This is a genomic window from Kitasatospora sp. NPDC001309, from assembly GCF_042896295.1.
In the GTDB taxonomy this organism is placed as follows: domain Bacteria; phylum Actinomycetota; class Actinomycetes; order Streptomycetales; family Streptomycetaceae; genus Kitasatospora.
The window spans coordinates 99,373-112,658 of sequence record NZ_JBIAXC010000026.1 but is presented as its reverse complement, the minus strand read 5'-3'; the positions used below and the strand labels follow the sequence as shown (position 1 = coordinate 112,658).

11 protein-coding genes are annotated in these 13,286 nt (G+C 75.4%); 5 read left to right on the top strand and 6 right to left on the bottom strand.

Going from position 1 to position 13,286, the window contains the following annotated elements:
- Positions 1-288 precede the first annotated feature (288 nt).
- Positions 289-2,313 (top strand): putative Ig domain-containing protein, encoded by a 2,025-nt coding sequence (locus ACFY2K_RS25030; RefSeq protein WP_387714163.1) that lies wholly within the window; start codon positions 289-291, stop codon positions 2,311-2,313.
- A 126-nt stretch (positions 2,314-2,439) separates the two neighbouring features.
- Here the strand turns inward: ACFY2K_RS25030 and ACFY2K_RS25025 are convergent, their stop codons facing one another.
- A complete protein-coding gene (locus tag ACFY2K_RS25025) occupies positions 2,440-3,156 on the bottom strand; it encodes an SDR family NAD(P)-dependent oxidoreductase (RefSeq protein ID WP_380588161.1) in 717 nt (238 codons plus the stop codon).
- 145 nt (positions 3,157-3,301) lie between these two features.
- Here ACFY2K_RS25025 and ACFY2K_RS25020 point away from each other — a divergent pair, with 145 nt between their 5' ends.
- Entirely contained in the window at positions 3,302-4,354 is a 1,053-nt protein-coding gene (locus tag ACFY2K_RS25020; RefSeq protein ID WP_387714160.1) for an Lrp/AsnC family transcriptional regulator, read from the top strand.
- 72 nt (positions 4,355-4,426) lie between these two features.
- Here the strand turns inward: ACFY2K_RS25020 and ACFY2K_RS25015 are convergent, their stop codons facing one another.
- The 5 genes from ACFY2K_RS25015 to ACFY2K_RS24995 all read right to left on the bottom strand — a co-directional run bounded on the left by ACFY2K_RS25015 (position 4,427) and on the right by ACFY2K_RS24995 (position 10,140).
- Positions 4,427-5,752 (bottom strand): cryptochrome/photolyase family protein, encoded by a 1,326-nt coding sequence (locus tag ACFY2K_RS25015; RefSeq protein WP_387714157.1) that lies wholly within the window; start codon positions 5,750-5,752, stop codon positions 4,427-4,429.
- A gap of 168 nt (positions 5,753-5,920) precedes the next feature.
- Positions 5,921-7,414, bottom strand: coding sequence for an SDR family oxidoreductase (locus ACFY2K_RS25010; RefSeq protein WP_380523370.1), 1,494 nt, complete (start codon positions 7,412-7,414; stop codon positions 5,921-5,923).
- A gap of 94 nt (positions 7,415-7,508) precedes the next feature.
- The gene (locus ACFY2K_RS25005) at positions 7,509-8,489 is read right to left on the bottom strand and encodes a MerR family transcriptional regulator (RefSeq protein WP_387714154.1); all 981 of its coding nucleotides are present in this window, start codon (positions 8,487-8,489) and stop codon (positions 7,509-7,511) included.
- Positions 8,486-9,091 carry a sigma-70 family RNA polymerase sigma factor gene (locus ACFY2K_RS25000; RefSeq protein WP_380523382.1) on the bottom strand — a complete coding sequence of 202 codons (606 nt, stop codon included), beginning with the start codon at positions 9,089-9,091 and terminating at the stop codon, positions 8,486-8,488. The genes ACFY2K_RS25005 and ACFY2K_RS25000 overlap by 4 nt, the downstream gene beginning before the upstream one ends.
- Before the next feature lie 191 nt (positions 9,092-9,282).
- A complete protein-coding gene (locus tag ACFY2K_RS24995) occupies positions 9,283-10,140 on the bottom strand; it encodes an SAM-dependent methyltransferase (RefSeq protein ID WP_387714151.1) in 858 nt (285 codons plus the stop codon).
- Between the two features lie 133 nt (positions 10,141-10,273).
- Between ACFY2K_RS24995 and ACFY2K_RS24990 the strand changes: the two genes are divergently transcribed.
- From ACFY2K_RS24990 to ACFY2K_RS24980, 3 genes are all read left to right on the top strand, one after another.
- A complete protein-coding gene (locus tag ACFY2K_RS24990) occupies positions 10,274-10,966 on the top strand; it encodes a TetR/AcrR family transcriptional regulator (RefSeq protein ID WP_380523373.1) in 693 nt (230 codons plus the stop codon).
- Between the two features lie 39 nt (positions 10,967-11,005).
- On the top strand, positions 11,006-12,505 hold the full coding sequence (locus ACFY2K_RS24985; protein WP_387714148.1) for an MFS transporter: 1,500 nt from the start codon (positions 11,006-11,008) through the stop codon (positions 12,503-12,505).
- A gap of 227 nt (positions 12,506-12,732) precedes the next feature.
- Positions 12,733-13,272, top strand: a complete 540-nt coding sequence (locus ACFY2K_RS24980; protein WP_380396498.1) for an RICIN domain-containing protein — start codon at positions 12,733-12,735, stop codon at positions 13,270-13,272.
- The last annotated feature ends 14 nt before the right edge of the window (positions 13,273-13,286 follow it).

Here is a 13,286-nt window from a genome sequence, read left to right as displayed (position 1 = left end):
TCATGGGGTGGACTTCGGCCTTGTTCGCCGCCACCGGACTTGGCTACCTTCCTACCGCTGACGCCGTGAAGGCTCGGCACCACCTCCTTGGCATGCCCCGATCATCGATCGTCCGGCGGCGCCCCCCGTCCCCCACGGGCCGACGTGCCGTGCCCCGCCGACCCTCCAGGGCAGCCGTCTGCTCGTGCGCGTCTCCCCCTCACACCCCGGGCCTGCCCGCCGACCGGCCGCCTGACGACGGCCTCCTCGGCGCCCCCGGGGTCCCACCCCCCACCTGGGAGGGCTCCGTTGCGCAACTTCCTCCGTTCCCCCCTGCGGCACCGCCGGCTCCGGGCCGGCACCGCGACCTTCGCGGTCGGCGCCGTGGTCGCCGCCGGCCTCGCGCTGGCCGCCCCGGCCGACGCCTCGGCCACCTGGTCCGGCCAGGCCGGCGCCGCCGGCAGCGGCGTCCGGCACGTGTGCGCCAAGCCGAGCGGCCCGCACCGGATGGCCTGCGACGCGCTGGTGCGCACCGACGTCGTCCAGCCGCACGCCTTCGCCCTGAACGCGGTCTCGCCGGACGCGACGCCGTCCGGCCTCGGCCCCGGCGACCTGCAGAGCGCCTACGCCCTGCCCGCCAACGGGGGCGCCGGTCAGACCGTCGCCATCATCGACGCGCAGGACGACCCCAACGCCGAGTCCGACCTGGCGACCTACCGCACGCAGTACGGGCTGCCTGCGTGCACCACCGCCAACGGCTGCTTCAAGAAGATCGACCAGAACGGCGGCACCAGCTACCCGACCTCCGACACCGGCTGGTCGGGCGAGATCTCCCTCGACCTCGACATGGTCTCCGCGGTCGCGCCGAACGCCCACATCCTGCTGGTCGAGGCCAACTCGGCGACCATGGGCGACCTCGGCGCCTCGGTCAACCAGGCCGTCGCCCAGGGCGCGAAGTTCGTCTCCAACAGCTACGGCGGCGCCGAGGACTCCAGCGACACCACCTCGGACAGCCAGTACTTCAACCACCCCGGCGTGGCCATCACCGCCTCCTCCGGCGACTCCGGCTACGGCGCCCAGTACCCGGCCGGCTCCCAGTACGTCACCTCCGTCGGCGGCACCTCGCTGACCCGCGCCTCCAACGCCCGCGGCTGGAGCGAGTCCGTCTGGGGCACCAGCTCCGGCGGCGAGGGCGCCGGCTCCGGCTGCTCCGCCTACGACCCCAAGCCCAGCTGGCAGACCGACAGCGGCTGCGCCAACCGCACCATCGCGGACGTCTCCGCCGTCGCCGACCCGGCCACCGGCGTCGCCGTCTACCAGACCTACGGCGGCAGCGGCTGGGCCGTGTACGGCGGCACCAGCGCCTCCGCGCCGATCATCGCCGCCGTCTACGCCGACGCGGGCGCCCCGGGCGCGGGCGACGTCCCGGCCAAGTACGCCTACCAGCACGCCGGTTCGCTGAACGACGTGACCAGCGGCGCCAACGGCACCTGCTCGCCGACCTACCTCTGCACCGCCGGCGCCGGCTACGACGGACCGACCGGCCTCGGCACCCCCAACGGCCTGGCCGCCTTCACGGCCGGCGGCAGCAGCGGCGGCAACACCGTCACGGTCACCGGCCCCGGCAACCAGAGCGGCACCGTCGGCACCGCGGCCAGCCTGCAGATCCACGCCAGTGACTCGGCCTCCGGCCAGAGCCTCAGCTACTCGGCCACCGGCCTGCCGGCCGGACTGTCGATCAACTCCTCGTCCGGCCTGATCTCCGGCACCCCGACCACGGCGGGCAGCAACAACGTCACGGTCACCGCCAAGGACACCACCGGCGCCACCGGCTCCGCCTCCTTCACCTGGACCGTCGCGGGCACCGGCGGCGGCACCTGCACCGGCGGCGGCCAGCTGCTCGGCAACCCCGGCTTCGAGACCGGCACCGCCTCCCCGTGGACCGCGTCCAGCGGCGTGATCGACAACTCCAGCAGCGAGCCGAGCCACTCCGGCTCCTGGAAGGCCTGGCTCGACGGCTACGGCAGCACCCACACCGACACCCTGAGCCAGACCGTCACCATCCCGGCCGGCTGCAAGGCGACGCTCAGCTTCTGGCTGCACGTCGACACCGCCGAGACCGGCACCACGGCCTACGACAAGCTCACCGTCCAGGCCAACTCCACCACCCTGCACACCTACTCCAACGTCGACGCCGGCACCGGCTACGTGCAGCGGACCTTCGACCTGTCGAGCTTCGCGGGCCAGAGCGTGACCCTCAAGTTCACCGGCACCGAGGACTCCTCCCTGCAGACCAGCTTCGTCATCGACGACGCGGCCCTCAACGCCTCCTGAGCGACCGTACGACGCGCACAGCTCCAACCCGTGTGGGCCGCAGCCTCGCTGCGGCCCACCGGCCTGTCCCGCGCCGACCTGTCCCGCGCCGGCACCCGTCAACCCCGTGCCTGCGCCCGGCGGGACCTACCAGGGGACGGTCCGGCCGAACCGGTCCAGGTACGCCAGTCCGGGCGTGCCCAGCCGGGACAGCAGGACGTCCACCAGCAGGGGGACGGTCTCCTCGACGGTGAACGGCGCGTCCGGGCCGCCCAGGTCCGTGCGGATCCAGCCCGGCGCCAGGAGCAGGAAGGCCCGCCCGGTGCCGCTGCGCCGGGCCGCGAAGCTCCGCAGGAACATGTTCAGGGCCGCCTTGCTGCCCCGGTAGACCTCGCGGCCGCCGGACGTGTTGTCCGTGATGCTGCCCTGCCCGGAGGACATCACCCCGATCAGGCCCGCAGGGGCGACCAGGTCCTCGAAGGCTTCGATGACGCGCAGGGGGCCGAGCGCGTTGGTGACCATCACGTCGACGAAATCGGCGGTCGTGACCGCCCCGATCGGTGTCCGCTCGTTGCTGGTGGTGCCCGCGTTGACGAAGAGCACGTCGAACCGTCGGTGCGCCAGCCGTTCGTGCAGCGGGGGCAGCAGGCCGGGGTCGTTGACGTCGAGCTGCTCGACGGTCACCCGCCCGCCGGCGCGGTCCGCCAGCTCGTGCAGCGGCGTGCGGGCCGCGGGGTCGCGCACCGTGCCGACCACCGACCAGCCCCGGTCGAGGAACTCCGCCGCCATCGCGTGGCCGAGGCCGCGAGAGGCCCCGACGATCAGGGCGGTCGGTGGGTGCGGTGCGCTGCCTGTCGATGACATCCGGCGTCATCCCCATCTCTTCGGGTCTTCGGGTCTTCGGGGTCTCGCTGCTGCGAGCCCTGCTTCCCGCTTCGGGCACCGCCGAGTGTTCCGCCCGCACCGCCACCCGGGCGAGCCACCGGCCCCCGTCCGTAGGATCGCCCCCATGGCAAGGTCCCCGATGTCGGAATCCACTCCGATCCAGCCCGACGACGTGCGAATCATCCGGGCGTTGCAGATCGCTCCGCGGGCCTCGTTCGCCGCGATCGCGACCGCCCTCGGCCTGACCGAGGGCGCTGTCAACCGCCGCTACCGCCGCCTGTGCGCCGACGGCGTCATCCGGGTGGCCGGCGTGGTCAACCCGGGCGCCCTGGGGCAGAGCAGGTGGCTGGTGCGGCTGCGCTGCCGCCCCGGGAGCGCCCCGGCGATCGCCGACGCGCTGGCCGGGCGGGACGACGTCAACTGGGTGTCGCTGGACGCGGCGGGCTGCGAGATCACCTGCGCGACGCAGTCCCGGACCCGGGAACAGCGCGAGGACCTCCTCGGGCAGCGGCTGCCCCGTACGGCCGCGGTGCTCGACATCAACGCCGTCGCCATGCTCCGCCAGTTCCTCGGCGGGCGCGGCCACTACTGGTCCGCCCTCCAGGGCACGCTGTCCCCGCAGGAGGAGGCGGCACTGGGCGGCGACGGACCCCCGTTCACCGAGTCCCCGGTCGTCCCCCGCGATCCGCTGCACCTCGCCCCGGAGGACGAGAAGCTGCTCGCCGCGCTCGCCGCCGACGGCCGGGCCGGTCTGGTCGACCTCGCCGCGGCCGCCGGGCTCACCCCGGGGCGCGTCTCCCGGCGCCTGGACACCCTGCTCCGGCACCGCGCCGTCCACCTCGACGTGGAGATCGCCGCGGCGGCCCTGGGCTACCACGCCCGCGCCCACCTCTGGCTCCGGGTGCACCCCTCGGAGCTGAAGACCGCGGGCCGCGCCCTGGCGCAGGAGCCAGGGATCGCCTTCGCCGCGGCCGTCTCCGGGCCCTGGAACCTCCACGCCGTCGCGCACTGCCGGGACCTCGACGAACTGTTCGTGTTCACGTCGGAGCGGATCGGGTCCCTCGCCGGGCTCCAGGGCATGGAGGTCTCCCCCGTGCTGAGGCAGGTCAAGCAGGCCGGCACCCGGCTCGTCGGCGACCGCCTCGTCAGCCCGGCCGGCGCCCGTCCACAACGCTGAGCGACCGGGGCGGGGAGCCGGGAGCGGGGAGCGGGGAGCGGTACGAACGGCGGTGGCCCAACGGCGGTGGTGCTACGGGGCGTCCAGCTCCCGGGCCGCGCGCATCCGGACCATCAGCGCGTCGGGGGCGATGATCGGGTCCGGGTACTCGGGGGCGAGCATCCACGGGCGGTGCACGGCCGGCCCGGGCAGGTGGGCCAACTCCGGTACCCAGCGCCGTACGTAGGCCCCGTCGGGGTCGTAGCGGTCGGCCTGGCGCAGCGGGTTGAGCACCCGGTTGGGCCGGGTGTCGGTGCCGGTGCCGGCCACCCACTGCCAGTTGAGCTGGTTGTTCGCGACGTCGCCGTCGACCAGCAGGGAGAGGAAGTGGGCGGCGCCGATCCGCCAGTCCAGGTAGAGGGACTTGGCGAGGAAGCTGGCCGTCAGCAGCCGGGCCCGGTTGTGCATCCAGCCCTCCTCGGCGAGCTGGCGCATCCCGGCGTCGACGATCGGGTAGCCGGTGCGGCCCTCCCGCCAGGCCTGGGCCTCGTGCTCGTCCCGGTGCCAGCGGTCCTCCCGGGTGCGGTAGTCGCGGTGCGCGGCGTCGGGCCGGGCGGCGAGCACCTGGTGGTGGAAGTCCCGCCAGGCCAGCTGCCGGACGAAGGCCTCCGCCCCGGGGCCGCCGCGCTGGAGGGCGCGGGCGGTCAGCTCGGTGGCCGACAGGCAGCCGAAGTGCAGGTACGGGGAGAGCCGGGAGGTGTCGTCGGCCGCCAGGTCGTCGTGGACGTCGGCGTACGCGTCGACGTCCCAGCGCCGCCAGCGCTCCCGGGCCGCGGTCTCGCCGCCGCGCGGCAGCGAGGGTGAGAACGGGCCGCTGACCGCGAGGTTCTCGCTGCCGATGCCGTCCGGTGTGCGGATCACCCGGGGCGCGCCCAGCACGGTGCGGTGCGGGGTCTGCTGCCAGGCCCGGTGGTACGGGGTGAAGACGGCGTAGTGGTCGCGGCCCGCCGGGGCGACCCGGCCGGGCGGCACGACGGTCACCGAGGCGTCGTGGACGTGCAGCCGGTCGCCGAACAGGGCGAGCAGCGCGGCCTCGCGCCGCCGGGCGTAGCCGCTGACCCCGGCGGCGACGTGCACCGTCCCGGCCCCGGTCTCGGCGGCGAGCCCGGCCGTCTGCTCGGCGGTCGGCCCCCGGCGGACGATCAGCCGGGAGCCGGTGCGGCGCAGCGAGGCGTCCAGGTCGGCGAGGCAGTCGGCCAGGAAGGCCAGCCGGTTGGGGGCGGCGAAGCCGGCCGCCTCGACGGCCGGGTCGAGGACGAACAGCGGCACCACCTGGTCCGCGGCGGCGCGGGCGGCGTGCAGCACGGGGTTGTCGTGCAGGCGCAGGTCCTGGGTGAACAGGGCGATCGAGACGGTCATCGGCGGGACCTCGGAGCGGGTGCGGTCGGGGTTCTGGGGGTGGGGTGCGGCGGGTGCGGCGGGTGCGGCGGGTGCGGCGGGTGCCGGACCGTACCCGGTCCTTCGGAGCGGGTCACCGCGCGGATTGGCGGTGCTCCCGCGGTCCGCCCCGCCACGGTGGGCGACCGGTCAGGCGGCATGCCGGGCCCGTTCGGTGATGTTGCGCGCCATGGCGTCGAAGACCACCGAGTGGAACGGCGCCACCGACCACCAGTAGGCGTGGCCGGCCAGTCCGTGCGGGTGGAACAGGGCGCGCTGGCGGTAGCGGGCGCCGCCTTCGCCGTCCGGGGAGACCCGCAGTTCGAGCCAGGCCAGGCCGGGCAGCCGCATCTCGGCCCGCAGCCGCAGCAGACGCCCGGGTTCGATCTCCTCGACCCGCCAGAAGTCGAGGGCGTCGCCGACCCGCAGGTGCTCCGGGTCGCGTCGGCCGCGTCGCAGGCCGACCCCGCCGGCCAGCCGGTCGAGGGTGCCGCGCAGCGCCCAGGCGAACGGGAGGGAGTACCAGCCGTTGTCGCCGCCGACGCCCTCGACGACCCGCCACACGGCGGCCGGGTCGGCGTCCACCCGCCGTTCCCGCAGGTCCTGGTAGAGGCTGCCGCCGGCCCAGTCGGGGTCGGTGGGCAGCGGGTCGCTGGGGGCGCCGGGCAGCGAGGCGGAGGACCACCGGGTGGTGACCCGGGCCTCGCGGATGCGGCGCAGGGCGAGTTCGAGGGCGCGGTCGAAACCGGTCAGGCCCTGCGGCGGGTCGGGGATCCAGCGGGCGACGTCGTGCTCGTGGCAGACGACCTCGTGCCGCAGCGACTCCACCAGCGGGCGGGCGAGTGGCCCGGGCACGGGGGTGACCAGGCCGACCCAGTGGCTGGACAGCGCCGGGGTGAGCACCGGCACCGGCAGGATCAGCCGTGGCGGCAGGCCGGCCGCGCGGGCGTAGCGCTGCATCATCAGCCGGTAGGTCAGCACGTCCGGTCCGCCGATGTCGAAGGCCCGGTCGACCTCGGGCGGCAGCCCGGCCGCGCCGACCAGGTAGTGGAGCACGTCGCGGACGGCGACGGGCTGGATCCGGGTGTTGACCCAGCGCGGGGTGACCATGGCGGGCAGGCGTTCGGTCAGGTAGCGGAGCATCTCGAAGGAGGCGGAGCCGGAGCCGATGATGACGGCGGCCCGCAGTTCGGCGGTGGGCACCCCGGCCTCCCGCAGCACCCGGCCGACCTCGGCACGCGAGCGCAGGTGCGGGGACAGCTCGGCCTCGGGCACCCCGGCGGGCACCAGCCCGCTGAGGTAGACGATCCGGCCGACCCCGGCCCGGGCGGCCGCGCGGGCGAAGGCGCGGGCGGCGCGGCGGTCGGTGGACTCGAAGTCCGGCCCGGTGCCGAGGGAGTGGACCAGGTAGTAGGCGACGTCGACGCCGTCGAAGGCGCCGTCCAGCGCCTCCGGCCGGGTGACGTCACCCGCGACCGCCTCCACCTCGGCGCGCCACGGCTGGTCGCGCAGCCGGCCCGGGTCGCGGGCCAGGCAGCGGACGCGGTGCCCGGCGGCGAGCAGTTCGGGGACCAGGCGGCCGCCGATGTAGCCGGTGGCGCCGGTGACCAGGCAGTGCTTGCCGGTCGGGGTCGGCTCGTCCATGGTCCGCTCCTTCGGTTCCTTCCGTACGGCGGGGTGTGCCCGGTGGGTGTGCCCGGCGGGTGTCCGGGGGCCGGGGGGGGTGCCCCGGTCCTGGTCAGCGGAGCAGCGCCTCCAGGTGGTCGACGGCCGTGGCGAGGTCGCGCGGCCGCAGGGTGCCCGGTGGGCGGCGGGGGCCGGCCCAGCCCGGCCCGGCGACCAGCACCACCGGCTGGGTGCGCGCGCCCTGCGGGCCCCAGGCCGTCCGGACCACCCGTTCGACCAGGGCCCGGTCGGCGGTGCGGGTGACCTGCGACCAGAGCAGCACGGCGGGCGGGCCGGTCCGGCGCACCGCTTCGAGCAGCGCCTCGGGCGGCAGGGCGGGGCCGAACATCCGGAACGGCAGGCCGCGTTCGGCCAGCGCCGCGGCGAGCGCCTCCAGCGGGAGGGCGTGCAGTTCGGACGGCATCCCGGCGAGCAGCACGGCCGGGCCGGGCAGCGGCTCCGGCCGGTCGGCGACCCGGCGCAGCGCGGCCGCCACGTGCCAGGACAGCAGGTGCTCCACCTCGACGTAGCGCTCGCCCTCGGCGACCCACTTGCGCCCGGCCGCCCGCAGCGCCGGGGTCATCACCTCCGTCCAGGCGACGACGGCGCCGAGCTCGTCGACGCTGCGGCGCAGGATGCGGGCCACCTCGGGGGCGTCCAGCCGGACGGCGGCCCGGGCCAGGCCCCGGCACTCGGGGCGCACGGTGCCCACCGGCAGGGTGTTGCCGCCGGAGGCCGTCCCCGTCCGGGCGGTCGACCGCCCGGGCCCGGAGCCGGACCCGGAGTCGGAGCCGGTTCCAGGGCCGGACCCGGCCGCCAGGGCCGTCCGGGCGGCCTCGGCGGGGTTGACGCCCCGGGCGGTGAGCCGGCACATCTCCTCCAGGACGGCCACGTCCTCCGGCTCCCAGCGGCGGTGCCGCCCGGGGGCGCGGTGGGCCGGGCCGATGCCGTAGCGGCGCTCCCAGGACCGGATGGTGGTGGGCGAGACGCCGAGCCGGCGGGCGAGGGCTCCGGTGGTCAGTCCGGCCGGGGCCGGTGCGGTCGGGGCGGTCACGGCCGCGAGCCTACGACGGGGCGCCGGGGCCCGCTCGGCCGACGCGCGCGCGGCCGGGGCGGGGGCCCGGCCGCGTCGCCGAGCTCCTCGCGCAGCCGGCCGAGGGCGTCGCGGATGCGGGTCTTGACGGTGCCCAGCGGCGCGCCGAGCGCGGCGGCGGCCTGGGTGTGGGTGCAGCCGCCGAAGTAGACCAGCAGCAGGCACTCGCGCTGGACCTCGGTCAGCCCGGCCAGCGCGTGCCGGACCGTCCGGCGCTCCAGCTCGCGCTCCAGCGCGCCCTCGACCTGCTCGGCGACCTGGTCGAAGTCCGGGGTGTAGCCGCGCAGCGCGGCGGCGCGGTCCCGGTCGGCGGCCGCCCGGGCGGAGCGGACCCGGTCGACGGCGCGGTGGTGGGCCACGGTGAGCATCCAGGTCAGCACCTCGCCCCGCTCGGGGCGGTAGCGCGGGGCCTCCCGCCAGACCTGCCAGAACGCCTCCTGGACGACCTCCTCCGCCTGCGCGCGGTCGCGCACCACCCGCAGCACCAGGCCCAGCACGGCGCCGGCGGTGGCCGCGTAGAGCTCCTCGAAGGCCCGCTCGTCGCCCCGGGCGGTCCCGGCCATCAGCACGCGCAGCCGGGCCCGCCCGTCGGCGGTCCGCTCGGGTACGGCCGGTACGGCGGGTCCGGTGGGCGGCCGGTCGGTGATTGCCTGCACGTTCCGACCGTCGCGCACTCACACGCTGCACCGGTAGTCGCATCGTTTTCGCAGCGTTGCCGGTCCGGCGGGCCGTCCAGGTCAGCGGCCCCGACCGGTCAGTGCCCGTCGCGGCCGTCCCGGCCGTGGAAGATCCCCCAGCTCAACCGGCCCTGCCGGCACGCCTCCACCCAGAGCGGCAGGTTCTCCAGCAGCCCCGCGACGTAGTCCGGCCCGATGAGCCGGCGCAGCTCCGGGGCCCGGCGTTCGGTCTCCGCCACCAGGCGCAGGTAGTGGGTGAGGAGTTGCCCGCCGTCGTCGTCGAAGTCGACCCGGAGCGGGCCGAGTTCGGCGAACCGCTTCAAGTAGTAGCCGGGGGTGGCGAGTTCGGCCACCTCCAGTCGCGCCACCACCGCCCGCAGCGTCTCGGGCGCGACCCCCTCGGCGGCCATCACGTCGGTGAAGACCACCTCGCCCCCGGGCCGGAGCACCCGGGCGACCTCGGCGAGCAGCCGGTCGCGGTCGGGGCTGTGGCAGAAGGCCTCCTGCGACCAGACGACGTCGAAGTGGCCGTCCGGGAAGGGGATGTCCTGGAACGAGCCGGTGACGACCTCGATCGACCGGTCGAGCCCGTGGGCCGCGTTGACGGCCCGGTGGTGCGCGTTCTGCCGCTCGCTGATGTTGAGCGCGACCACCCGGCACCCGAAGCGCCCGGCCAGGTAGCGGGTCGCACCGCCGTACCCGGACCCGAGGTCCAGCACCGTGGCCCCGGGGCGCCCGAGCCGCCCGGCGACCTTCGCCGCCACCCGTTCCACGGTGCGCCGGGACGCCCGCGCGATGGACTCGTCCGGTTCGAGGTACGTCCCGGTGTGGATGTCCTCCCCGCCCCACACCGTGGCGTAGAAGCCGTCGACCTCGGCGCTCCCGTAGTAACGGCGCGCTGTCTCCACCGCGCCTGCGGCACCCTGCTCGGCCATGGGGTCCAACCCTTCGCTTCGCTCCGCTGTCGACTGCTGACCCTACGTCATCGAACCGTCCGACCGAAGGCATTGGCGCGGCCCGGAAATGGAGCGACTCCAGAAATCCGGCGACTACGGCTAGGCTTGATCCATGCCCACCCGCACCGACACCCCCGCCGAGACCACCTCCGGCCTGCGCGAACGCAAGCGGGAGCGGACCCGTCGCACCATCGGGGACGCGGCGTTCCGGCTGTTCGCCGCACACGGCTTCGAGGAGGTGCGGCTCACCGACATCGCGGCGGCGGCCGAGGTCGCGCCCGCGACGGTGTTCACGCACTTCCGGACGAAGGAGGAGATCTTCTTCAGCCGCCGGGCCGACTTCAACCAGGGGCTGACCGCGGCCGTGGCGGGGGCGGGCACCACCCTGGGACTGATCGCCGCCCTGGAGGCGTGCTTCCGTTCCGTCACCCGGATCGGGCTCGACGAGGACGGCCTGCCCCGGTCCCGGACCTTCGCGGGCGTGCTGCTGGCGAGCCCGGCGCTGCGCGACGCGTACCTGGTGCTGGACCGGGAGCGGCGGGAGCTGCTGCTCGCGGCGCTGACCGAGCGGGCCGCCGGCCGGACGGCCGTGGCCGACCAGGAGCTGTTCGCCGGCCTGGTGGGCGCGGTGGCCTCCGCCGCGTTCGGCGCCCGGCACCGACTGCTGGCCCAGGGGGCGCCGGTCGGGGACGTCGAAGCCGGTGTGGACGAGGTGCTGCGGCGCGGCTTCGGGCGGATCGCCACCGCCTACGCGGGGGACGCGGCCCTGGACGCGGCACACGCAGCGCCCACCGCAGTCGGATAGGAAATAGGAGGACTCTATTTATAGAGTTACTCTTCCCCCATGCCTGAGCCAGCCCCCGCACCGCGCGCACGCACCACCCCGCCCGCCGACTCGACCCCGGGCACCACCCCGGACATCACCCCGGACGGAAGCACCGACGGGACCTCCGCCCCGGACCGCCGGAGCTCGACCGTCCTGTGGATCGCCTGCGCCGCCCAGTTCATGGTCGTCCTCGACGTGTCGATCGTGAACGTCGCCCTGCCGCAGGTCCGCGACAGCCTCGGCCTCAGCCCGGCCGGGCTCCAGTGGATCGTCAACGCCTACACCCTCGGCTTCGCCGGGCTGCTGCTGCTCGGCGGCCGCCTCGCCGACCTGATCGGCGCCAAGCGCGCCTTCACCACCGGGCTGGCCGCCTTCACCACCGCCTCCCTGGTCTGCGGCCTGGCCGGCAACGGCCCGCTGCTGATCGCCGCCCGCGCCACCCAGGGCGTCGGCGGCGCGATGCTCGCCCCGGCCACCCTGACCCTGATCATGACCACCTTCACCGAACCCCGCGCCCGCACCCGGGCGATGGGCGCCTGGAGCGCCGTGATGGCCGCGGGCGGCGCGGCCGGCGCGGTGCTGGGCGGCGTGCTCACCCAGTACGCGGGCTGGCGCTGGGTGTTCTTCGTCAACGTGCCGATCGGCATGGTCCTGGTGGTCGCCGCCGTCCGCTCCGTCCCCGTCGGGCAGCGTCCGCGCGCCGGCCGCCGCCTGGACCTGCCCGGGGCGCTCACCGTCACCCTGGGGCTGACCCTGCTCACCTACGGCATCGTCGCCACCGAGACCCACCCGTGGGGCGCGCCCCAGGTGTGGGCCCCCGTCGCGGCCGCCCTCGCGCTGCTCACCGCGTTCGCCGTCATCGAGGCCCGCACCGCCCAGCCGCTGGTGCCGCTCACGATCCTGCGCCGCCCCGTGCTGGTCCTGGCCAACGCGACCGTGTTCGCCCTGGGGGCGGCCATGTTCGCGATGTGGTTCCTGCTCTCGCTCTACTTCCAGCAGGTCCTCCTGTGGGACCCACTGCGGGCGGGCCTGGCCTTCGTCCCCGGCGCGCTCGCGATCATCGCCGGCGCCCGGATCGCCACCCGGCTGATCGGGCGGACCGGCGCGCGCCCGCTGATGGTCCTCGGCACGGCGGTCAGCACCGCCGGGTTCGGCTGGCTGTCGCAGATCACCGCCGACGGCTCGTACGCCACCGACGTCCTGCCGCCGTTCGTCCTCTGCACCCTGGGCCTGGGCCTGGCCACGATGCCGCTCACCGTCGCGGCCACCGCCGGCTCCCGGCCCGAGGAGGCCGGGCTGGCCTCGGGGCTGGTGAACACCTCACGGCAGGTCGGCGGCGCCCTCGGCCTCGCCGCGCTCGCCTCCGTCGCCTCGCACACCGCCGCCTCCCACGGCGGCACCGCGGCCCAGGCCGCCACCGCCGGCTACGGACGGGCCCTGCTCGCCGCGGCCGCCTTCACCACCGTCGCCGCACTCCTGGCCCTCGCTCTCCCGGGCCCCCGCGCGGCCCGCGGCTGAATCCCCCGGGGCGCCGCATCCCCCGGGCGCTGCATCCGCTCGCCGCGCGGCGCCGTCGACACCCTGCGTCTGCCCGCCGAACCCTGGGCGGGATGCGGAGGCCGCCGCCGGCCCCGGGCCCACGACCCCGCTTCGTCTCCTGTTCGTTGCCGCTCGGTGATCATCGTGCGGAGGGATTCCCCTACGATCGTGATCAACAGCTTGTCGATCAACGGGGGAAGATCATCATGCGCAAACTCCTGGCCACGTTCGCCGCCGTCGCCGCAGCACCTCTGCTCGCCGCCACGCTCGGCACCGGCACCGCCCACGCCGATACCAGGTCCGTCTGGGGTGAGGTCCGGTTCGCCAACGGCTACTGCCTCGACGTCTCCGGCGCCGACTTCGTCTCCGGCGCCACGGTCCAGATCTGGGGATGCAACGGCACCCAGGCCCAGCAGTGGTCGCTGTACCCGGCGGACGCCACCCACTTCCAGATCCAGGCGGCCACGAGCAACGACCACGTGCACACCCTGTGCGTGAACAACTGGGAGGGGGGCGACGTCACCGGCAACCACATGCGCCTGTACCCCTGCACCCAGGGCTCCGCGAACGACACCTGGTTCAACTGGGTCCACAAGGGCAACGGCAGGCAGATGCAGCCGAAGGTCGCCTCCGCCAACTGCCTCAACTCCTGGGGCGGGCTCTACCAGGGCGCCCAGGCCCGCTTGTTCTCCTGCTACGACAGCGCCGAGGAGAACGTCGTCTCCGCCCCGATCTTTCCGATGTAGCCCGACCACGGCAG